Origin of the sequence: Christiangramia sediminis, from assembly GCF_020552705.1 — a bacterium.
GTDB classification, from domain to species: Bacteria; Bacteroidota; Bacteroidia; order Flavobacteriales; family Flavobacteriaceae; genus Christiangramia; species Christiangramia sediminis.
Genome location: NZ_JAJBZG010000001.1, coordinates 612,699 through 635,432, shown reverse-complemented (window position 1 = coordinate 635,432; position 22,734 = coordinate 612,699). Strand labels below are relative to the sequence as shown.

Here is a 22,734-nt window from a genome sequence, read left to right as displayed (position 1 = left end):
CGTTATGTTCATCTCTGAATAAATAATACTTTTGCAGTAAATGATTTCAGAGTGAAAAAAGAGCCGGTTTTTCAAAGAAGATTTGAAGATCTTAATTGCTGCGTAATTGTGCCCACTTACAATAATGCACATTCCCTCGATAATTTTTTAACCGATCTTAAACTCTACACCAACCGTATCATTATTATCAATGATGGTTCTACAGATGCTACTGCTGAAATTTTAAAGCAACATTCTGAATTTCATCTGAAGGTTCATCCAGAAAATAGGGGTAAGGGAATAGCATTAAAGACCGGGTTTAACTACGCAGAAGAATTAGGTTATACTTACGCGATCACCATAGATTCAGACGGGCAGCATTATCCCGACGATCTTGATGTGTTTCTTACTGAACTTGAAGGGAGAGAAGAAAATGATCCTGAATTATTACTGGTTGGCGACAGGAATATGGGACGTGATGGCATTCCAGGAAAAAGCAGTAAAGGAAACAGGTTTTCTAATTTTTGGTTCCTGGTTGTAACTGGCATTGAGCTTCACGATACTCAAAGCGGTTATAGATTATACCCGGTAAAGCTTATAAATTCTCTAAAACTTATTACCTGGAAATTCGAATTAGAGATCGAGGTGCTGGTAAAGGCCGCCTGGAAAAAAGCAGAAGTGAAAAATATTCCCATTAAGGTTTTATATCCTGAAGGGGAAAGGGTCACTCATTTCAGGCCATTCTGGGATATTGTACGAATAGTTTTGCTGTACATGTGGTTCGTATTGGTGAGCTTTTTCTATATACACCCAAGAAATAAATACCAGGATTTCAAGAATAAAGGCTTTAAGAGATTCTGGAAAGAAGACATCATTAAAAGTCAGGAGCCTCCCCATAAAAAGGCTGCAGCAATAGCTTTGGGTGTTTTTATTGGGATCTCACCATTCTGGGGGCTGCATACTTTATTGGTATTTACCCTTGCGGCGGTATTTAAATTAAATAAGGTTATAGCCTTTTTATTCTCCAATATAAGCATACCGCCTTTAATTCCGGTAATTGTGTACGCCAGCTATCAGATGGGTTCTTTGATCACTGGAAAGGGTTTTGACTGGGATCTAAATCTTCAACAATTAGATTCTGGAGCAGATATTTTCATGGGCTTATGGCAATATATCATGGGTAGTTTTGCCCTGGCAATTGTGCTGTCGATTTTCCTTTGGATTGTATTTTATTTTCTATTTTCGGTACTTAACCAAAAGCAGGTGATAAAACCTTAATGCATAAAGCTTTCCTCAATATTCACAGCTATTTGAAAAACCACAAGCTGGTCGGTTTTATAATACTGTTATTGTACACCATTCTTATCTCGTTTTTTGCCTGGAATATTTCTCTGGAAGAGGATATTACCAAGCTTATTCCTGCCGGGAAACAACAGGAATTGCTGAAAAAAATATTGAAGGAAACAGATTTTTCAGACAAATTGATCGTCAGTATTTCTGCGGAATCTGAAAATATAAATCCTGATTCTTTAGTTGTTTATGCCAATGAATTTACCGGGATTCTTGAAAAAGACTTTTCAGAATATATTCTTGAAATAAAAGGGAAAGTTCCTGAAAAGGATATAAACCAGATCTACAATTTTGTACACGGGAATCTTCCTGTTTTTCTCGACGAACAGGATTATAAAGAGATAGAGAATAGATTATATCGGGACAGTATAAACAATCGCCTGGTTTCTGGTTACAGGCAATTAATGTCTCCTACAGGATTTATCACTAAGGATTACTTTCTAAGCGATCCCTTGAATTTTACCAATCTCGGCCTGGCTAAACTTCAGGAATTGCAGGTGGGCGATAACTTTAGTATTTATAAAAATTATCTTGTTACTAAGGACAGGCAGCATATTATCCTTTTTTTAGACCCTGTTTTTTCTGCTTCTGAAACCGATCAGAATGAGATATTTATCAGCTCACTGGAGGAAACTGTAAATAAACTCAATAAAGATTATGCTACGGTAGAGGCAAGTTATTTTGGAGGCGTCCTTTATTCTCTCGCGAACGCGAACCGAATTAAAACAGATATTCGGCTTACCATGGGAATTGCTATAAGCCTTCTCTTATTGCTTCTTTTATTTTTCTACCAGAAAATTTACGTTCCCGTATTATTGTTTCTGCCCAGCATTCTGGCAGGAATTACCGCAATAGCAGTTATCAGTATTTTTAAAGGAAGTATTTCGGTAATTTCCCTGGGGATCGGTGCAATCTTACTTGGAATCACTCTGGATTACGCGCTGCATATTTTGACCCATTTCAGAAACAACAGGGATATTGAACATTTGTACCAGGATATTACCAAGCCTGTTCTCATGAGCAGTGTCACTACGGCCATTGCTTTTCTCTGTCTTATTTTTGTGCAAAGTGAAGCCCTGAACGATCTGGGAATATTTGCCGCTATAAGCGTGCTTCTTTCTTCGTTTTTTGCTCTGATCTTAATTCCTTTGTTCTATAATCCAGGGATAAAAAAGATTGAAAATACCAGCTTCATAGATAAAATTGCTGCTGTAGATTATTCAAAAATAAAGCCTTTAGTTATTGGCATTATCGCCATTTTTGTGATCTCACTCTTCTTTTTTAATAAGGTGGAATTCAATAAGGATCTTTCAAAATTGAATTATGAACCCGCCGAAGTGAAAAAACTTGAAAAAGAGGTGGAATCGCTCGCCGGAAGATCTGGTAAAAGTATTTACATGGTTGCCTATGGAAATACGGTAGATGAGGCACTTCAGCAAAATAATATATTATATCAAAGACTTCAGGAATTTGAAAATGAGAAAATTATCCAGAATTTCAGCAGTATTGGGGGAGTGATACATTCTACCACCACTCAGGCTGAAAAAATTGAGAATTGGAATTCCTTCTGGACTCCTCTCAGAAAAGATACCCTAAAGCAGGAGCTGGTAAATATTTCTTCGGAATATGGTTTCAAACCAGAGACTTTCAATAATTTTTATGCTCAGCTGGATAAAGATTTTGAAACCATCGGGCTGAATGATTATAAGAATGCCGGTTCTTTATACTTAAATGACTTTATTTCTGAAGGGGAACAACTGGCTACAGTTACCAGTACGGTGAGCCTGGAGGAGGAAAATACGGAAGAATTCCTATCCTATTTTCAGGGCGAACCGGGAGTTTTTGCCCTGGATCGAAAAGCCATGAACCAGAATTTTCTTGGAAACCTGAGGGCAGATTTCAATAAACTGATCCTGATCTCTGTTCTGGCAGTTTTTTTTGTGCTGCTTATCTCTTATCGTAACCTCGAAATTAGTCTTTTTACCTTATTGCCTATTGCCATCACCTGGGTTTGTGCCTTAGGCATCATGGCCATCCTCGATATAGAATTCAATATTCTGAATATTATTATTTCTACCTTCATTTTCGGGCTGGGACTGGACTATAGTATTTTTATAACCAATGCCTGTTTAAGTGAATATGAAACGGGAAGATATGAGCTGAAAACTTACCAAACTTCTATCCTTATTTCGGTAATTACTACTCTTTTGGGAATGGGAGCGCTTATTTTTGCCCAGCATCCTGCTTTAAGATCGGTTTCCATAATTTCAATAATTGGGGTTATCACGGCTGTTTCAATAAGTTTTGTCTTACAAAGAGCAATTTTTAGAAAACTGATCCTTAATAGAGCTGAAAGTGGAAAATCCCCATTTTACTTGAGCCAATTAGGAGATTTTAAAGGCAGGATCACCAATAGTGAAAGTGAGAAATTATATCGTAAACGTGCGGTTCTGGATAATTACAGATACAAATCCATATACCCGGAAGTCAGAAAAAGATTTCGAATAATTAGAGAAAAGAATTTACGAATCAGCAGGTATATTGAAGAAGGAGAAAGTATTACGGTGATCAATTCGGGATATGGGATCATTCCGCTATTTCTTTCCTATAAATTTAATACTTCAGAAATCCATGCCTTGGAAAGTGACAGAACCCCATTGAATATTTCTAAAAGTACAGCCAGGGCAAATTCTGCCGAAATCTTATTTTATACTGATATTGAGGAGCTTCCCGGAACCGGGGTTTATGTTATATACGGTAATTTTCAGGAGGAGACGGCATTAAGAGAGCTTGTGGAAAAAAATGCCCGGAAGGTTATTTTTATAGATTCAGATCTCTCCAATAGATGGTTGCTGGATCTTAATTTTGAGATCATTTATCGTCAGAATAACATCCTGGTTTTTAGAAAAGTTGAATAAATGAAAGTTAGCGGTTTACTTTTGGTATTGATCTTAACCAGTCTTGCTTCCTGCGGGGTTAAAAAATCCATGCAGCATAGACCCGATATTTCCGGAATTGAGGAAATAGATACTACACGAATTAAGCACAGCGAAACATTTTATAGTTTAGGAAATAACCAGCTTTTTCAAAACGAACAGGGAATTTGGGAACTTTATCTGGAAGGAGATGCACTGGAAAGGGGAGTGGCGAATGGGAATTTAACCCGTGAGCTTATTCATCACCAGGAAATTGCTTTTATGGATAAGCTGCAGGAAATGGTGCCTTCAGAAAATTATAGGGGCTTCCTGAAATCATTTGTTTCATGGTTCAATCGTAAACTATATCTGCATGTGCCTGAAGAGTACAAACAGGAGATCTACGGCGTTTCCAGATACGGACTGGAGCGTTACGACGATTTCGCCCCAGGATACATTAGAATGCTTTATTTTCACGGTGCGCATGATATTGGCCATGCCCTTCAGGATCTAATGCTGGTTGGTTGTACTTCTTTTGCGGCCTGGGATTCTAAGACAGCAGATGGAGACTTGTTGCTTGGACGAAATTTTGATTTTTATGCAGGCGATGAATTTGGAGATCAGAAAATAGCGGCTTTTGTAAATCCCGATTCAGGACATAAATTTATGATGTATACCTGGGGAGGAATGATCGGCGCGGTTAGCGGAATGAACGTAAAGGGAATTAGTGTAACCATCAATGCCGGGAAATCTAAAATGCCATTTATGGCTAAAACTCCTATCAGCCTGCTTGCGCGGGAGATCTTGCAATATGCTTCCAGTACTGCTGAAGCTATTGAAATTGCTAAAAACAGAGAAGTATTTGTTTCAGAAGCTATCATGGTGGGAAGTGGTGACGAGAAAAAAGCCATATTGATTGAGGTTTCCCCATCTAATTTTGGGGTATATGAGGTTCAGAATTCAGATCAGCTAATTTGTAGTAATCATTTTCAGAGTGAAGCTTATTTGGAGGATGATCGAAATTTAAAGGCTATTGAAGAAAGTCATTCTCAATATCGGTATGACCGGATGCAGGAACTGGTTTCGGGAACTGAGAAGCTTGATCCGGAAAAAGCAGTTTCAATTTTGAGGAATATGAACGGTCTTAAAGATAAGAAGATTGGATTGGGAAACGAAAAAGCGATCAATCAGCTGCTGGCACATCATGGCATCGTTTTTAAACCTGCAGAAAGAAAAGTATGGGTTTCTTCGAATCCTTACCAAATGGGAGAATTTGTAGCTTATGATCTGGACAAAGTTTTTGATAAATTTGAAAACGGACTGGTTGCTCGATCTGTTGCTGATGTTGAAAACAACATTCCGGAAAGTGAATTTATAAAGACCAAAAGTTTTCAGGATTATGAAGAATTCAGAAAGCTGGAAATTGAAGTAAAGAATCAGTTAGCAAACGAAGTTCAGCTTTCAGAAGCAACAGCGCAAAAGTCGATTCAGTTAAATCCTGATTTTTGGGAAGCCTGGTTCCTGGCTGGAAAGATCTATTATAATAATGCAGATTATAAAAAAGCTGTAATTCATTTTAAACAGGCTAAGCAACGAGAAGTTACAACACTTCCCGATCTTGAAATGATCGAGAAAATGATCAAAAAAAGCTATCGAAAACTTTAATATGAACGATCACTCGTTTGAGACTCCAGAAATTATTAGAACTGAACAATGGAAATTGTTCAAAAAACAGCTGGAATATATTTCAGCCAATTCTCCTTACTATAAAAAGCTTTTTAAAGATCAGGCTATTCCTATAGAAGAGATTAAATCTCTGGACGACCTTGGGAAATTGCCCATAACTTCAAAAGAGGATCTTCAGCAGTTCAATTCAGATTTTATAGCGGTGCCAGATGAGGATATAATAGACTTTGTAACCACCTCGGGAACGCTGGGGAGTCCGGTAAATTTTGCGCTAAACGGTACAGATCTGAATCGTCTAGCGGAGAATGAATATCGTTCATTTAAGATGGCCGGTCTAAAGAAATCTGATAAAGTTCAGCTCACTACTACGCTGGATAGAAGGTTTATGGCTGGCATGGCTTACTTCCTGGGTTTAAGAAAGCTTGGTGCCGGAATTATAAGAACAGGAAGCGGATTGCCCCAGTTGCAATGGGAGAGTATTGAAAGATTCAAACCGAATTACCTGGTAGCGGTGCCGTCATTTTTATTGAAGATGATCCAGTATGCAGAGGATAATAATATCGATTTTAAGAACTCTTCGATAAGGGCGGCCATTTGTATCGGTGAACCTTTACGAGATCAGAATTTTGACCTGAATGCCTTAGGAAAAAGGATCACCGATCTTTGGGATATAGAGCTATTTTCAACCTATGCTTCCACTGAAATGTCTACGGCATTTACCGAATGTCCGGCCCATACCGGTAATCACGTCCTTACCGACCTTATTTATGCTGAAATTCTTGATGCACAGGGGAAACCAGTGCAACCGGGAGAAATTGGCGAATTAGTGGTCACTCCTTTAGGAACTGAAACCATGCCTTTACTTAGATTTGCTACAGGCGATATGCTTAGCTATACCGAAGCAAAGTGTAGCTGTGGTAGAAATACCATTCGATTAAGCCCCGTAATTGGTAGAAAGCAGCAGAAGATCAAACTAAAAGGTACAAGTTTATATCCGCAGCATATTATTGAAGTTTTGAATAATTACGGAAAGATCAAATCTTTTATTATTGAGGCCAGGCTCGATGATTTCGGGAATGATAAGCTGAAAGTAATTGTTCCTGATTCGTTTGAGCAAATTGATGATTTAAAAGATAATTTCAGATCTCGATTAAATGTTACTCCGGAAATTGAGAAATTAGAAGTGGAGGAAATAGCGAAATTAAAATTCCCTAAGGGGAGTAGAAAACCTCAAATTTTCAGGGATCTTAGATAATTAAACTTTTTTGCAGACGATCACGATCTTTTCTTCTCTCATATTTGTGGTAAAGAAAATATAGTCGCTGCCACCGTCTTTAATTTTGAATTTTTTGCGGATACTTTCTACAGATTCAGGAAAATTCCGGGTGGTTATATTAGCTTTTTTGGACTTAAAGTAAGACTTTAAATCCCCAGGTTTAAAGTCTTTTACTTCAAGGATTTTAAATGAACGCCCAGGAAAGTCGATGAGTTTGTCTGAAGTGTATAAATGAGAATGTTGGTGTAATTTTTTTGTCGATGTATTTTTCGCGAGAATATCAAATAAACCACATTTCATAATGGCCGCATTGGGCTCATATAAATAGGCTTCAGGTAAACTAAATTGAACTTCCGCTTGACTGCTCTCAAACTTCCCAGATAATATCTCGACCTTATCCCTGTCGAAATTGATTGTCTTTATGATTGGAGTTCCAGACAGATCTTTATTCAGGATCCATAGAAGCTCTTTTACTTCATTTCTAAAGGCTACGATATGTATTTCCTTTACAAATCTTAATTCCTGGATCCCAGCTGTAATATCCAGAATGGGAGAACTTTTTACCATCAGGTTGTCGGAATGCTGAAATAGCATTTTAAGATGCTTCGGGATATTCGGTTCACAATCCTCTAATTTGAAGACTTTCCCGCCGTGATCGTCCCTTCTCGCAGGATCTGCAAACACCCAGTCCTTTTTTTCTTCAGAGCTTTTCAGGATAGCAAGTCCGTCGCCGTTATGAACTGAAATATTATCTGCGTGGAGAACCTTAAAGTTATGTTCAGCTATTTCAGCGAGATCGGCATTTAATTCGCAATAGCTGAAATTTTTAAAATTTTTGGAAATAAAATAAGTGTCTATTCCAAGTCCACCGGTGATATCTATTCCTGCTTTTCCATCGATAAGAGAAGCCTTGTATTTTGCGGTAATTTCAGAAGAGCTTTGCTCCAGATTCAGTTTTGGAGGATATATAATATCAGGGTTTTTATAAAGCTCCGGGAATTTTTTTTCGGCAACTTTAAGACCTTTGATCTGGGTAGCTAATTCTTGTACACTAACATTTTCGAAAGGACTTCCTTTAAGAATAAGAGAAGGCAGGTCTTTTTTCTGATTCTCTTTGATGAATCTGGAAACTTCCGGTTCAAGGAGTGCCTTATTAAGCATAGACTTCTAGAGGTCTCTGGTTAACCTTTTCACGATCTTATATTCACTAAGAGTTTCTTTAGCGATTACCTTTAATGCTGTATAAAAAGGAACAGCCACCACCATTCCGGTAATTCCGAACATTAGACCGGCAATAAGAATAATAAGGAAAATCTCCAGCGGATGCGATTTTACACTGGCTCCAAAGATCATGGGCTGAGAAATGAAATTATCTATCAGCTGGCAAATTCCATATCCTAACATTACGTAGATAAGACGTGGTAAGATGATGCTACTAAAGTCGGCACCAAGAAAACTTGAAATTACAAACAATGCCATTAGAATTCCTGCCAGTAGAGGTCCTAAATAGGGCACCAGGTTTAAAAAGGCACAGATAAAGGCGATCGCAATGGGATTATTAATTTCAAAAACCGAAAGCAGAATCGTATAAAGAATGAACAATACGGTGATTTGCATCGTGAGTCCCACGAAATACCTGGACAATAAAACCTTAATCTTGTTAAATACTCTTTGAAATTTTTGTTCTTCCCCACGATTGGCGAAAACCAGGATACTATTCAGCATTAATTTACTGTCCTTTAAGAAGAAAAAAGAGATAAAAAGTATGGAAAAAACGGCTATAAGCGTAGCTCCCAGAATTCCAAATACGTTGTTTAAAAACTTGGGAATTAGGCTAACATCAAAATTGCGTATAAATTCACTTCTTTTAAGGGCTTCAATTATATTGATCTCATTAATTCCCAGATAATTGTTAATCTGATCATTGAGGTCATTAAGATCGCTTTTAAAAGCTTCAATATCTATCTGTCCCAGGTATTTACTTTGTTCAATAACAATAGGTACAAAAACAAAAATAATTCCTACAAATATGGCCAGAACTAATATTAGAACGGTTATAACTGCAAGCTGATTGGGTAATTTTAATTTATTTCTAAGAAATATTACAATAGGGCGTCCAATAAGCGCGATTACACCTGCTACCGCAACATAAACAATGACAGATTGTATTTCCCATAAAAAATAGAGCAGAAGAACGATACCAATCATGATACCCGTTGCTCTTAATATTCCATTTGCAAAATCGTGTGCTTTCACAGCGTAAATATATTATTTCTTATCAAACTTGTTGAATGCTTTGGTAATTTCATATAACGCAATTCCAACAGACTGTGCCACATTCATACTGCTGTTCTCTCCAAACATTTCTATATGATAGCAATCATCACATAGTTTCAGAGCTTCATCACTAATGCCATGTCTTTCATTACCAGCTACCAGCAGTATTTTTTCATTGTTTTCAAGACTAATATTTTCAACTGCTTTACTGGAAGAGGTGATCTCAATTGCCAACGATCTAAAACCTTTTATTTTTAATTCTTTGATTGCTTCTGTGGGATCTTCCTTAAATTCTGAATCTACCGTTTTATAGGTGTTTCTGGCCGTACGCTTAAGTCTGTTACTTTTAAGGTTAGGCTCACTCCCGCAAAATATTATTTTCTGAATCCCGAATGCATCGGCCAGGCGAAACATACTGCCCAGGTTAGCTTCCCCTAAGATATTGTCGAGTAATAGAATTATGGGGAATTCCTTTTTCTGAAAGGAGGATTCGTTATGTGTAAGTTGATCAATCAATTCTCGAAGGCGTATTTTATAATGTTAGCTCCCATTTTCAGCGCTTTTTGGCGTACTTCTTCCGGGTCATTATGTACTTCAGGACTCTCCCAGCCATCACCCAGGTCACTTTCAAAAGTAAAAAGTAAAACGAGTCGGTCATTTTCTATAATTCCGAAAGCTTGCGGTGGAAGCGCATCATGCTCATGAATTTTTGGAAGTCCGTTGGGAAAATCGAAAGCTGCAGAAAATACAGGATGATTCGCGGGAAGTTCCGTTAAGTCTTTCTCCGGAAAAAGTTTTTTGATCTCTTTCCTGATGTATTCATTCATACCATAATTGTCATCAATATGAAGAAATCCGCCGCTTAAAAGATAATTTCTAAGGTTTTCAATTTCATCATCACTAAAGATCACATTGCCATGCCCCGTCATATGCACAAATGGAAATTGAAATATATCTGTACTGCCAGGTTCGACGGTTTCCGGCTTTGGATTAATCCTGGTATTGATATTCGTGTTGCAAAAGTTAATGAGGTTTGGAAGTGCGGTAGGATTAGAATACCAGTCACCACCGCCATTATATTTCAATATTGCGATTTCCTGGGCATTACCAAATGCGAAAACTCCCAGTGCAATGATTATTGAAATTTTTAATTTTTGCATTCTATTTCTGATTCTTTAGAGCTACCGTATGGCAGGCTACGATTGCAGCTGTTTCGGTTCTTAGGCGGCTATCGCCTAAACTTACCGCTTCCCAGCCTTTATTCAGTGCCATTTCTATTTCTTTGGTACTAAAATCACCTTCCGGCCCAATTAAAATATTTACCTGTTCTCCGGTTTCTATTTTATTCTGAAGATATACTTTTTCTGTCTCCTCTTCACAGTGGGCTATAAAATTTGAGCCTTCAGTTTCTTTAGAAATAAAATCTGAGAAATTAATGGGTTCGTTAAGCTTAGGCATTCTATAATGCAATGACTGTTTCATGGCACTTTGGAGAACACGTTCAAATCTATTTAATTTCACCACTTTTCTTTCACTATGCTCACAAATGATGGGAGTAATTTCATGGATCCCAATTTCCATTGCTTTTTCCAGGAACCATTCATACCTGTCGTTCATTTTGGTGGGCGCGACGATCATATGTACATAATAGGGCGGTGGAGGTTGTTTTTCAGCTGAAATAACCTTTGCCAGGCATTGTTTAATATCGGCTTTAATAATTTCGGCACTTATTAACAGACCATTCCCGTTGGTGATATTTAAAATATCTCCTTCCTTTTTTCTAAGAACTTTTACAATATGCTTGCTTTCGTCTCTTTGAAAAATGATCTGCTTATCATTTTCTGAAATTTCAGGATTATAGAATAGCTGCATATTAAAATTTATATCTGGATTGTGCAGTTACAGAAAAATCGGCAAAATCCTTTTTCAGGAATTTGTGATAACCGGCAATTCCAATCATGGCGGCATTATCTGTGGTATATTCAAACTTGGGAACATAACATTTCCATCCCCATTTTTTTTCAGCATCCTTTAAAGCTTTTCTAATGCCGCTATTGGCAGAAACTCCTCCTGCAATCGCCACCTGATTAATCCCCGTTTCTTTGACCGCCTTTTTAAGTTTATCCATAAGGATTCCGATAATAGTATATTGAATGCTGGCGCAGATATCCTTCAGGTTTTTCTCAACAAATTCAGGATCGTTTTTTGTCTCCCTTTGAACAAAATAAAGTACCGCCGTCTTGAACCCGCTAAAGCTGAAATTTAATCCATCTACCTTAGGTTTGGGAAATTTAAAGGCTTTTGGGTCTCCTTCCTGGGCATATTTGTCAATTAATGGTCCGCCGGGATAAGGTAATCCCAATATTTTAGCACTTTTATCAAAGGCTTCTCCCACGGCATCATCTATGGTTTCGCCAATTACTTCCATTTTAAAATAATCTGAAACCAGAACGATCTGGGTGTGACCACCACTAATGGTCATCGCCAGAAATGGAAATTCAGGTTTTTCAAAATCTTCCTCTTCAATAAAGTGAGCGAGAATGTGCGCCTGCATGTGGTTTACTTCGATAAGAGGAATATTTAATCCCATAGAAAGTGACTTGGCAAATGAAGTTCCAACCAGCAGCGAGCCCATCAATCCCGGACCTCTGGTAAAAGCAATTGCAGAAACATCTTTTTTATCGATATTTGCCTTCGCCAGTGCCTGATGGATCACCGGAACAATGTTCTGTTGATGCGCTCTGGAAGCGAGTTCTGGAACTACTCCTCCATATTGTTGATGCACTTCCTGAGTGGCAACAATATTTGCCAGGATTTTTCCGTTGCAAAGAACAGCAGCAGCTGTATCATCACAGGAGGACTCAATAGCGAGAATGTTGATTTTTTGATTTGGCATTAAAAATTATTGGGCATAGAAGTTGTAAATTAGACGCAAAGTTAAAACATAATAACGTATCAAAAAATTCTGGAAAATACTAACTAAAACGCTGGTTGCCCTCGTTTTGTTATTCATAATTTTATTGATAGTATTTTCTATTCCTGCAGTTCAGACATCTGTAGCTAAAAGACTTACTGATTCTCTTCGCGAAAAGAACGATGTAAATATGTCAATTGGCAGGGTTTCCCTGGGTTATTTTGGGAATATAAAGCTCAATGAGATCTATGTAGAAGATCATCATGCCGATACTTTGTTAACTGCGCAGGAGATCCGTTCTTCCATATTAAGTTTCACTAATCTTATTAACAATTCTCCTAATTTGGGGGATACGCGCATTGAAGGACTGAATATGCGAATGAGGCGTTATAAGAATGAGGATAAAGATAATCTGGGAGTTCTAATAGAGAAGTTGAGAAAAGAGCCCACCGGGGATTCCACTCATTTTGAATTGAATGCTGAAAATGTTCAAATTTTAAACAGTAAATTTAGTTATACAGACCAGAACCTGGATAAACAGGATGTTCTTGTGGTAGATAGTCTTAGCATTTATGCCAATGAACTACAGATAGATGGTGCAAATATAGATATTAGTATAGGTAGTTTAAAAGGTTACGAACATCGCGGAATTGAAATAGATAATCTATCTACTCAATTTCATTATGATCCTACTCAGATGAACCTGGTGGATATGAAACTTCAAACTCCTGGCTCGCTTGTGGACGCAGATCTTTACTTTAGGTATGAACTTTCAGATTTTTCAGATTTTGAGAATCTTGTTCAGGTAGAGGCAGATTTTAGAGAAAGTATTCTCGCCAGTAATGATCTCCAAGCTTTTTATGATGGTTTTGGAGATGACCAGCTTTTAAAATTTCAAACCAAACTTACCGGTACCCTTAATGATTTTCGTTTAGATGATTTCCGACTTCAGGGAATGGATAGAACTGAAATATATGGTGAATTTGAGGTAAAGGGTTCATTTTCCAAAAATCCGGATGATTTTAGCTTTAGAGGTAGTTATTCAGATTTTGTTACCAATTATTACGATATGGTCAATTTTCTACCGGGTGCGTTATTGGGAAAATTGCCTGAATCCCTAAGGGAGTTTGGAAGTGTCAATATGAAAGGAAACACTTTTGTTACGAATTCTTTTCTTGATGCTGATGTGTTTTTAAATAGTCAGTTAGGATCTGCCAATGCCGATTTTGTTCTACGTGATTTTAATAGTTCTTCTGCTTCGACCTATAAAGGTAAACTGATCTTTAAGAACTTCAATATTGGTAAATTGATCGATAATAAGCAATTAGGAAAGACCAGTTTTAACCTTGATTTTGACGGGGGAGGATTTGACCGGGAAAATCTTAATACGCAACTTAAAGGTGCTATTTCCAGGATCACTTACAATAATTACACGTATTCAGATATTAGAGTGATTGGGAATCTTCGAAATCCTCTTTTTAACGGTTATTTTGTTTCAGATGATCCTAATCTGGAAATGGAATTTAACGGGCTGGTGGATGTTTCAAAAGATATCAATGTATATGATTTTGAAGCTTCAGTAGAGTATGCTGACCTTAATGCCCTGAATTTTGTGAATCGTGATAGCATTTCTGTTTTCAAAGGTGATGTGATCATGAATATGAAGGGAACCAATATCGATAACGCCTTTGGTAATATTTTGCTTCTTAATACTTCCTATAAAAATCAAAATGACCTTTACTATTTTGATGATCTTAGCGTTTCTTCAAGTTTTGAAGGACAGGTTCGTACTATTACCATCAATTCTCCGGATGTTATAAATGGTGAAGTTACCGGTATTTTTAAACTGGAAGAAGTTGGGGCTCTGGTAGAAAATTCCATTGGTAGTATTTACACCAATTATAAACCAAAGACCATTACTACCAATCAGTATATGGAATTTGATTTTGACATCTATAACCAGATCGTTGAAGTTTTTTATCCGGAAATTGAACTGGCCCCTAATACATTTATACGGGGTAGAGTAGAGTCTGATGAATCTGAATTCCGACTGACATTTAAATCTCCACGAATTGATATTTTTAATAATATGGTGGAGGAGATCAACCTTCAGGTAGATAACACAAACCCAATATATAATACCTTCTTTGAAGCCGATAGTGTAGCCACAGATTTCTATAATTTCTCTGAATTCAGTTTTATTAATGTAACCCAGCGTGACACCCTTTTTATACGTTCAGAATTTAAGGGTGGTAATAAAAATAACGATGTATTTAATCTGAATCTTTTCCATACCATTAATGAGAACAATAAATCTGTGGTAGGAATTCAGCAATCAGATTTTAAGTTCAAGGAAAATGTCTGGTATCTTAATGAAGAAAATAACAGAAGTAATAAAATAGTATTTGATAACAGTTTCAGGGATCTTCAGATTGATTCCCTGGTAATGAGTCATGAAAATGAAGAAATAAGACTGAGTGGTGAAATGCATGATTCTACCTATAAAAATTTCAAAATGAAATTTATAAACGTAGATATCGGTAAAATCACTCCTGAAATTGACAGTCTTGATCTGGCCGGTACTTTAAATGGAGATCTTGATCTACTGCAGCAAGATGGTGCTTATTATCCAACAACCAACCTCAAGATAGATTCGCTGGAAGTAAACGATACCTTTATGGGAAACCTTCAGATGGAGGTGCAGGGAAATACAGATCTTACAGACTATTCAGTTTACGCAGTTCTTCAGAAAAAAGATATAGAATCACTTTCTGCCATAGGAGATATTAATGTAAGTGGTAATGAACCAGCCATAGACCTGGAAGTGAATCTTAATAGGTTGAACATGTCCATATTTACTGCATTAGGAGCAGATGTTCTCACGGATATTAGAGGTTTCGCTTCGGGCCGGGCATTTGTGACAGGAAACTATAAGAATCCCGATTTTTCTGGAAGTTTGAGACTAAATAATGCCGGCCTCAGGATTCCATATTTAAATGTAGATTTAGATTTTCAGCAAGAGGCCAGGGTTAATCTTACCAAGCAACAATTCGTGTTTGACAATATTGATATTGTAGATACAAAATTCAATACCAGGGGAGTTTTAGGCGGTATAATTTCTCATCGCAATTTTTCTGAATGGTTTCTTGATCTTTCGCTTAATTCAGATAGATTACTGGTGCTGGATACAGAAGCAGATGAAGACGCCCTTTATTACGGTACTGCTTTTATCGACGGGGAAGCTACTATAAAAGGACCCACAGATGAGCTTATAATTGATGTAAATGCGGCTACTGAAAGAGGGACGGTTTTCAAAATTCCCTTGAGCGATACCGAATCTGTAGGTGATAATTCATTTATAAGATTTTTAAGTCCTGAAGAGAAAGCCGCAAAATTAGCCGGGGAAGAATTAGAATTGCCAGAGGTTAAGGGTATAGAGATGATCTTTGATCTTGATATCACTAATGATGCTGAAGTAGAAGTGGTGGTTGATAAGACCAGTGGAAGTACATTAAGGGGACGCGGTTCGGGGAACCTTTTACTGGAAATTAACACCAACGGTAAGTTTAATATGTGGGGCGATTTTATTGTCTACGAAGGTGTTTATAATTTTAAATATGCTGGTCTTGTACAAAAAGTATTTACAGTTGAATCTGGGGGGAGCATAAACTGGGATGGTGATCCTACAGATGCGCAACTGGATGTAAGCGCGGTTTATTCTTTAAACGCCAATCCAGCGGTATTACTGGAAAATCCATCTGTAAATCGTAAAATTCCGGTGGAAGTCGTAATTAATCTCCAGGGGGAAATAGAACAGCCGGATATTGGTTTTGAAATTGAATTTCCAAGTGCAAGTTCAACGGTAAAGTCTGAATTACAGTATAGAATAAATGACCGGGCAACCACCGAATTACAGGCTTTATTCCTGGTAACACAGGGAACTTTCTATAGCGAATTTGGTTTACGCGGCGCGGCTATTTATGGTACACTTGCAGAAAGAGCTTCCAGTATTGTGAATGATATTTTTGCTGATGACGACGGTAAATTTCAGGTGGGTGTAAATTATGTGCAGGGAGACCGTACACCAGATCAACAAACGGTGGACAGATTTGGACTCACCCTTTCCACCCAGATTTCAGACAGGGTGATCATTAATGGCCAGGTAGGAGTACCAATTGGGGGAGTAACAGAATCTGTTATTATTGGAGACCTAGAAATTGAATTTTTATTGAACGAAGACGGGACGCTGAGAGCAAAAGTTTTCAATAGAGAGAACAATATTCAGTTTATAGGTGAAGAAATAGGCTTTACTCAAGGGGTGGGACTTTCATATAAAGTTGATTTTGATACTTTTAAGGAACTCATTAGAAAAATAGCCAATACAGAGATTGCAGAGGCTGAATCTGAAGCTAGTGAAGAAAGAAAAAAATCTGCAAAATCAATGGCGCCCGAGTATATTAATTTCCCTTCCAGCGATAATTAAATTTTAATATTTATTTAATCTCCTTTCACTTTCATCCCTTTAATTTTGGAGGAATTAAGTCTGTATACTGAATTCTTGAAATTTAGTTTGTAGATTTAAGTTTCAATTAGATTTCTATGAGCAAAAAAGTAAGACGTATTGGGGTGATGACCTCAGGAGGAGATTCACCTGGAATGAATGCTGCCATAAGGGCGGTGGTAAGAACCTGTGCCTATTATCATACAGATTGTGTAGGCTTTTATAGGGGTTTTCAGGGAATGATCAATGGTGAATACATAAGTATGAATGCGAGGAGTGTTCGTAATATAGTGAACCAGGGAGGTACTATTCTACAGTCTGCCCGTTCCAAAGAATTTCTTACTAAAGAGGGTAGAGCTAAGGCTGCAAAAAATTTAAAAGATGCTGAAGTTGATGCGATGATACTTATAGGTGGTGACGGTACTTTTCGTGGCGGTCAGGTTTTTAGTCAGGAACACGGTATTCCCGTGATTGGAGTTCCCGGCACCATAGATAATGATATATATGGAACCCATTATACTATTGGATATGATACCGCGCTAAATACGGTGGTGGAAGCTATTGATAAAATTCGTGATACCGCAAGTTCTCATAACAGGTTATTCTTTGTGGAAGTAATGGGGCGTGATGCTGGTTTTATAGCCTTGAATAGTGGAATTGGTGCTGGTGCTGAAGAGATCCTTATTCCGGAGGAAGATCTGGGTCTGGAAAGATTATTGGATTCCCTCGAAAGAAGTAGAAGGGCTGGGAAGACTTCCAGCATTGTAGTAGTTTCTGAAGGTGACAAGATTGGTAAGAACGTTTTTGAACTCGCTGAATACGTGAAACAGAACCTACCGTATTATGATGCCCGGGTAACTGTTTTGGGGCATATTCAAAGAGGGGGAAGACCCAGTTGCTTTGATCGTGTACTGGCCAGCAGACTTTCAGTAAAAGCGGTGGAATTATTATTGGACGGCCAAAAAGATCTGATGGTCGGAATGATGAATAACGAAATGGAATCCTGTAGCCTGGACCAGGCGCTTAAAGGAAAGCACAATATAAATAAAGATCTTTTAAGAATATCAGAAATCTTATCTACCTAATATGCAGACAATAGCGATTATTGCTCATGATGGAAAAAAGCCAGAAATGGTTCAGTTTCTTAATGAGAATCGTAATATCCTCGATTCTAAACAACTTAAGATCATTGCTACCGGAACCACTGGAGCCAAAACGGAAGCCGCCGGATATAAAGTAGAGAAACTACTTTCCGGACCTTTAGGTGGAGATGCTCAAATAGCCGCAAGAATTGCCGAGGGTTTAGTAGATATGGTTATTTTCTTTAGAGACCCCCTGGATAAACATCCACATGAACCGGATATCTTTATGCTTATGCGTTTATGTGATGTTCACAATGTGCCATTGGCAACAAATCCCGCAACTGCCAGATTATTAATCAAAGGCCTGGAATAACTAGAATTTCACCGCAATAGCACTGATCTCTACATTTACAAATTTAGGAAGGTTAGCCACTTCCACCGTTTCTCTTGCAGGAGCATTTTCAGAATCGAAATAGCGTGAATATACTTCGTTTATCTTTCCGAAATTATTCATATCACTGATGAAAATGGAGGTTTTTACAACATTCTCTAAGCCCAGTCCTGCTTCCGTAAGGATCGCTTTCAGATTTTCCAGAACCTGAAGGGTTTCGTTCTCCAGATCCTCAGTTTTCAAATCTCCAGTGACCGGATCAAGCGCAATCTGTCCGGAAATATATAATGTATTTCCTGCGAAGATCGCCTGGTTGTATGGGCCAATTGGAGCAGGAGCTTTGTCTGTTTTTACAATTTTCTTCATATTGAAAGATATATTTAGTAATTACAATCGTCTGTCAGGAGCTCTTCTCTTATCATATTTAATGTCACTTAGAACGCTGGACTTAATTCTGATAAGGAAATTCCATGACCTTCTATTCCCAAAAGGAACCCAGCTAAAACTCATAAGCCAGCTGTCAAGATCTCTTTGGAATCTAAGTTGGGTAGGGGTGACTCCATTATTCACAAGATCATATCCAGAGCTAATCCCAACCTGCCATTTTGGTGCCAGTTCAACATTTCCGTTGAACATTATGGAGTGGGCTGAAATTTCACTCTGTCTCGTTCTGTTGGTATAATTCATGGAATAAGCAAGGCGAACATCCCAGGGGATCTTGTAGTTATACCACGAGCTTTCATTTTCATCTTCTTTTCCCTCAAAAGGATCTTCTTCAAATAATTCGCCATCAGGCCCCATTCCCTTACCAAAAAGATCATCGGGTCTACCTCCGTTTCTAAAGGTTTCATTTTCCAATTCATCGGTTTCTTCTTCATCTCCACCTTCAAAATCTTTATTTGAAAAAGAATATCCAAAATTTACCGTTCCACTGGTTAATCTAAAAAGGCTACCGCCATTTTCAATATTTAGCCTGTCAATCCTTCGATTATTATTGTCCAATGCATAAGGATCAAGGCTACCCCCAAAATTTATATCCAATTTGTTCTTTACTATAGGTATGGAACCTCTTAATGATATTGGCGATAATTTTAAAGAATCTCCAGCCAGGTTATAACTTGTGCTAAGACTAAAGTTATTTAAAAGGGTGATCTTTTTTGGTTCTGTAGCCGTGCTGTCTTTATCCCTAACCTTTGCTTCAAAAGTATTGCTTAAACTAAAACCTATAGAACTTGAGAAGTTTCTGCCGGGAGCCCCATACAAGGTGCCGTCGAACCTGGAATAATCTACAAGTTCAATTTGGTTTGCTGTGCTAAGATCATCCCTTTCATATGTATCGTAAAATTGATCAAAAGCGGGATTGATATTATAACTAACAGAAGGTCGCATCACATGCCTTATCGCCTGTATCTTTTTGTCCTTCCCGAAGTTTTTTAAACCATAAACCGTAGTACCAATACTCGCATTGAAATTATAGGTTCTATAAGAATCAAACCCACTGATGGTGTCTATAACTTCTTGATTTAACACCGGATCATAACTTCTTTCGAAAGTTTTTGAAACCCAGGTTTCTTCATAACTAGTCCCTGTGCTAACACTTAAAAATTTAAAAAGTTTGAAGTTTGTAGCTAAAGGTATGGAGTGTTGAGCACCCAATCTTGCGTCTCTAAACATTTCAGGTTTAAAGAATAGAGAATCTACCGTGTTCATCTGGTTTTCTCCTCTAAGAGTGTACTGAAAATTTATATTCTGAATGATCCCTTTTTTAGCACCTCCATTCGGGGCAAAGGGATATATCCTGGACATACTCAATTGAAGGGTAGGCAGGCTAAGGTTCACGATACCAGTTCTGGTATTTTGAGAGTGTCGTGCCGCTAAACTTAGATTTATCTGAGGTTCACCAGCAAAGGTTTTGCTGTAAGATACAGAAGAACTCAAGGTATTATTTAAATAGTTTCCGGTATTGGACTGATTAATGGATTCTGCGTAATACTCGCTGCTACCAAGGTTTACAGATGCTGAAAACCTTGAAGTTGGATTGGCTTTGGCGTCCTGGCTGTGAGACCATTGAATGTTATAACTGGAGCGCTCACTAAAATCAGGAAAACCTCGCTGACTGTTAAATAATTTCTCATACCTCACCCTGGCATTACCCCGGTACCTGTATCTCTTAGCGTAATTAGAAGAAAATTCAAAGGTATAAGACCCGTTGGTAAAATAACTTCCTAAGGTCAATAGGTCTACATAATCACTAATGGCGAAATAATACCCCCCATTTTGAAGGTTATATCCATACTGACTATCTCCAAAAGATGGAATGATGAAACCAGAAGTCTCTTCATCTGTAAGAGGAAAATACCCAAAAGGAAGACCCAATGGCGTAGGAACATCAGCAATATACATATTTACAAGACCGGCAACGATCTTCTTGTCCGGAACAAATTTTATCTTCCTGGCATAGAAATAGTAATCGGGATCATCAACATCTTCAGAAGTTGTGAAACGTACATTTTTCATAAAATACACCGAGTCATTTTCCCGCTTGGTTACCATGCCTTTAACATTGAATTCAGCTTCCTGAGTTCGGGAATTATAGACCAGGGCTCGCTGGGTATCAAAATTGAATCTTATTGAGTCTGGTTCTACTTTTCTCTGGGCCTGGGTAAAAATTGGGGTTTGGGAATAGGTGTCTGTAGAATCCTGTATCCCGTAAGCATAGACCTCATTTTTTGAATTATCTATAATAATAAGACCGGCTTCAATAGTCATGTCTCCATATACAATTCTTGCTTCATTATATAGATACATCTTATTTTCCTGAGGACTCAACCTCATGTAATCTTTTGCCGTATAGTTCACGATATCGGTTAAAAACTGAGGTTTTTTTACGGTATCGGTTTTAACGGAATCCTGTTGTTGCAGTTGTTGTGATATCTCCTGTGAATCAATTATAGGAGCTATTGAATCCTTTTCCGCTTGAACAGGTATAGAAGAAGTTTCAACTTCCTGCGGGTATAAAACAAGGGAAAAGAACAGCGTGAAAACTAAGCAAAAAAGACTATTAGGGATATTTGTTTGCAATGCTTTAAGTGCTATTTTTGTACAGATTGGCTTGCTTTTTGCAAATTCAAAATTACGTATATTTTTTTAGCTGAGTTTTGAGAGTGCAGCAAAAATATTAATTAAAATATTCACCCCACATAAGCGTTAGCTTTTTATGAGAACGAACTTACTTAAACTTTTCGTATTCACAATTATCTTATTCAGTCTATCTAATTCGGCTTTTTCTGCAGAAATTCCACCGAATAAGGAAGAATTTGTAGTGGTATTAGATGCTGGTCATGGAGGTAAAGACCCTGGAAACATGGGGAATGGCTTTAAGGAAAAGGATATTGCCCTTAATATAATCCTGAAAATAGGGCAGGCCCTGGAAAAATATGAGGGAGTAAAAGTGGTGTATACCCGTAAAACTGATGTTTTTGTTGAATTATTTGAAAGAGGAAGGATTGCCAATGAAGCAAATGCAGATCTTTTTGTTTCTGTACATTGTAATTCTCATAACTCTCAGGCTTCAGGAACCGAAACCTTTGTTTTAGGACTTAACAGGAATGAAACAAATTTCGAAGTCGCCAAAAAAGAGAACTCTGTGATCTATCTGGAGGAAAATTATGAGGTTACTTATGAAGGATACGATCCAAATTCCCCGGAATCTTTTATCGGTTTAACTATCATGCAGGAAGAATACCTGGATCAAAGTATTTTGCTAGCAGATATGGTTCAGAAAGAATTTACCAACGATCTTAAAAGAAAGAATCGTGGTGTAAAACAAATGGGCTTAATTGTATTGCATCAAACTTATATGCCCAGTGTTTTAGTGGAAACAGGTTTCTTAACTAATAATCAGGAAGGTCCTTATTTAAATAGCAGGAGGGGACAGGAAGATATGGCCCGGGCTATTACTGCTGCAATTATAAATTATAGTCATACTATCAACCTTAATCTTTTAGAGACTATTGCTAAAAGTCATCCTGCAGGTCAAAAAGAGGTCATTGCCCAGCCCGCTTCGCAACAAATTTATGAAGATGTGGTATTTAGGGTTCAGCTGGCTGCAGGTTCTAAGAAGATAGATCCCAAGCCTTATAACTTTAAAGGATTGAGTGATATAGATAGAACCAAGGAAGGAAAACTATATAAGTATTATTACGGTGAAACCTCAGATTATTTAAAAGTGCAGCAATTGCATCAGGATGCTATAAAGAAAGGATACAGTGGCAGTTACATCGTTGCTTTTAAGGATGAGCAAAAAATAACGGTTAATGACGCGTTAAAATCTAAGCTTAAATAGAACGGCTTTTCTATTTTT

16 protein-coding genes are annotated in these 22,734 nt (G+C 37.7%); 8 read left to right on the top strand and 8 right to left on the bottom strand.

What is annotated here, in order from left to right; all coding sequences use genetic code 11:
* Window positions 1-51 precede the first annotated feature (51 nt).
* The 4 genes from LGQ90_RS03025 to flxY are packed head-to-tail and all read left to right on the top strand — an operon-like array spanning window position 52 to window position 7,185.
* The gene (locus LGQ90_RS03025) at window positions 52-1,257 is read left to right on the top strand and encodes a DUF2062 domain-containing protein (protein ID WP_229337988.1); all 1,206 of its coding nucleotides are present in this window, start codon (window positions 52-54) and stop codon (window positions 1,255-1,257) included.
* A gap of 32 nt (window positions 1,258-1,289) precedes the next feature.
* The gene (locus LGQ90_RS03020; protein ID WP_229337985.1) at window positions 1,290-4,247 is read left to right on the top strand and encodes an MMPL family transporter; all 2,958 of its coding nucleotides are present in this window, start codon (window positions 1,290-1,292) and stop codon (window positions 4,245-4,247) included.
* Window positions 4,248-5,909, top strand: a complete 1,662-nt coding sequence (locus tag LGQ90_RS03015; RefSeq protein ID WP_229337983.1) for a C45 family autoproteolytic acyltransferase/hydrolase — start codon at window positions 4,248-4,250, stop codon at window positions 5,907-5,909.
* Between the two features lies 1 nt (window position 5,910).
* Window positions 5,911-7,185 (top strand): flexirubin biosynthesis putative acyl-CoA ligase FlxY, encoded by a 1,275-nt coding sequence (gene flxY / locus LGQ90_RS03010; protein WP_229337981.1) that lies wholly within the window; start codon window positions 5,911-5,913, stop codon window positions 7,183-7,185.
* On the opposite strand, the gene LGQ90_RS03005 is transcribed toward flxY, so the two are convergent.
* Genes LGQ90_RS03005 through tsaD form a run of 6 tightly spaced genes read right to left on the bottom strand, consistent with a single transcriptional unit; the run spans window position 7,186 to window position 12,379 of the window.
* Window positions 7,186-8,367, bottom strand: a complete 1,182-nt coding sequence (locus tag LGQ90_RS03005) for a class I SAM-dependent methyltransferase (protein WP_229337978.1) — start codon at window positions 8,365-8,367, stop codon at window positions 7,186-7,188.
* A 6-nt stretch (window positions 8,368-8,373) separates the two neighbouring features.
* Complete coding sequence (locus LGQ90_RS03000) at window positions 8,374-9,462, bottom strand: AI-2E family transporter (protein ID WP_229337976.1); 1,089 nt, start codon at window positions 9,460-9,462, stop codon at window positions 8,374-8,376.
* Window positions 9,463-9,474: 12 nt separating this feature from the next.
* Complete coding sequence (locus LGQ90_RS02995; protein WP_229337974.1) at window positions 9,475-9,999, bottom strand: TrmH family RNA methyltransferase; 525 nt, start codon at window positions 9,997-9,999, stop codon at window positions 9,475-9,477.
* Complete coding sequence (locus LGQ90_RS02990) at window positions 9,996-10,643, bottom strand: DUF4159 domain-containing protein (RefSeq protein WP_229337972.1); 648 nt, start codon at window positions 10,641-10,643, stop codon at window positions 9,996-9,998. The genes LGQ90_RS02995 and LGQ90_RS02990 overlap by 4 nt, the downstream gene beginning before the upstream one ends.
* A 1-nt stretch (window position 10,644) precedes the next feature.
* Complete coding sequence (locus LGQ90_RS02985; protein WP_229337970.1) at window positions 10,645-11,355, bottom strand: 16S rRNA (uracil(1498)-N(3))-methyltransferase; 711 nt, start codon at window positions 11,353-11,355, stop codon at window positions 10,645-10,647.
* A 1-nt stretch (window position 11,356) separates the two neighbouring features.
* On the bottom strand, window positions 11,357-12,379 hold the full coding sequence (tsaD, locus tag LGQ90_RS02980; protein WP_229337968.1) for a tRNA (adenosine(37)-N6)-threonylcarbamoyltransferase complex transferase subunit TsaD: 1,023 nt from the start codon (window positions 12,377-12,379) through the stop codon (window positions 11,357-11,359).
* Between the two features lie 106 nt (window positions 12,380-12,485).
* On the opposite strand from tsaD, the gene LGQ90_RS02975 reads away from it, so the two are divergent.
* The 3 genes from LGQ90_RS02975 (at window position 12,486) to LGQ90_RS02965 (ending at window position 18,353) form a co-directional block, all read left to right on the top strand.
* Entirely contained in the window at window positions 12,486-16,880 is a 4,395-nt protein-coding gene (locus LGQ90_RS02975) for a translocation/assembly module TamB domain-containing protein (protein ID WP_479875912.1), read from the top strand.
* Between the two features lie 116 nt (window positions 16,881-16,996).
* The gene (gene pfkA, locus LGQ90_RS02970) at window positions 16,997-17,983 is read left to right on the top strand and encodes a 6-phosphofructokinase (protein ID WP_229337964.1); all 987 of its coding nucleotides are present in this window, start codon (window positions 16,997-16,999) and stop codon (window positions 17,981-17,983) included.
* Between the two features lies 1 nt (window position 17,984).
* Complete coding sequence (locus tag LGQ90_RS02965) at window positions 17,985-18,353, top strand: methylglyoxal synthase (protein WP_229337962.1); 369 nt, start codon at window positions 17,985-17,987, stop codon at window positions 18,351-18,353.
* Here LGQ90_RS02965 and LGQ90_RS02960 read toward each other — a convergent pair whose 3' ends face one another.
* Both LGQ90_RS02960 and LGQ90_RS02955 read right to left on the bottom strand, forming a co-directional pair.
* Window positions 18,354-18,737 (bottom strand): RidA family protein, encoded by a 384-nt coding sequence (locus tag LGQ90_RS02960; protein WP_229337960.1) that lies wholly within the window; start codon window positions 18,735-18,737, stop codon window positions 18,354-18,356. It lies immediately after the preceding gene.
* Between the two features lie 21 nt (window positions 18,738-18,758).
* A complete protein-coding gene (locus LGQ90_RS02955) occupies window positions 18,759-21,452 on the bottom strand; it encodes a putative LPS assembly protein LptD (RefSeq protein WP_229337958.1) in 2,694 nt (897 codons plus the stop codon).
* A 136-nt stretch (window positions 21,453-21,588) separates the two neighbouring features.
* On the opposite strand from LGQ90_RS02955, the gene LGQ90_RS02950 reads away from it, so the two are divergent.
* Entirely contained in the window at window positions 21,589-22,716 is a 1,128-nt protein-coding gene (locus LGQ90_RS02950) for an N-acetylmuramoyl-L-alanine amidase family protein (RefSeq protein WP_229337957.1), read from the top strand.
* The last annotated feature ends 18 nt before the right edge of the window (window positions 22,717-22,734 follow it).

What these genes read in the sequence shown, in the direction of transcription:
- LGQ90_RS03005 (WP_229337978.1), bottom strand. Translation starts at nt 8,367, where the DNA reads ATGCTTAATAAGGCACTCCTTGAACCGGAAGTTTCCAGATTCATCAAA.
- LGQ90_RS02960 (WP_229337960.1), bottom strand. Translation starts at nt 18,737, where the DNA reads ATGAAGAAAATTGTAAAAACAGACAAAGCTCCTGCTCCAATTGGCCCA.
- LGQ90_RS02985 (WP_229337970.1), bottom strand. Translation starts at nt 11,355, where the DNA reads ATGCAGCTATTCTATAATCCTGAAATTTCAGAAAATGATAAGCAGATC.
- flxY (WP_229337981.1), top strand. Translation starts at nt 5,911, where the DNA reads ATGAACGATCACTCGTTTGAGACTCCAGAAATTATTAGAACTGAACAA.
- LGQ90_RS02990 (WP_229337972.1), bottom strand. Translation starts at nt 10,643, where the DNA reads ATGCAAAAATTAAAAATTTCAATAATCATTGCACTGGGAGTTTTCGCA.
- LGQ90_RS02950 (WP_229337957.1), top strand. Translation starts at nt 21,589, where the DNA reads ATGAGAACGAACTTACTTAAACTTTTCGTATTCACAATTATCTTATTC.
- LGQ90_RS03015 (WP_229337983.1), top strand. Translation starts at nt 4,248, where the DNA reads ATGAAAGTTAGCGGTTTACTTTTGGTATTGATCTTAACCAGTCTTGCT.
- pfkA (WP_229337964.1), top strand. Translation starts at nt 16,997, where the DNA reads ATGAGCAAAAAAGTAAGACGTATTGGGGTGATGACCTCAGGAGGAGAT.
- LGQ90_RS02965 (WP_229337962.1), top strand. Translation starts at nt 17,985, where the DNA reads ATGCAGACAATAGCGATTATTGCTCATGATGGAAAAAAGCCAGAAATG.
- tsaD (WP_229337968.1), bottom strand. Translation starts at nt 12,379, where the DNA reads ATGCCAAATCAAAAAATCAACATTCTCGCTATTGAGTCCTCCTGTGAT.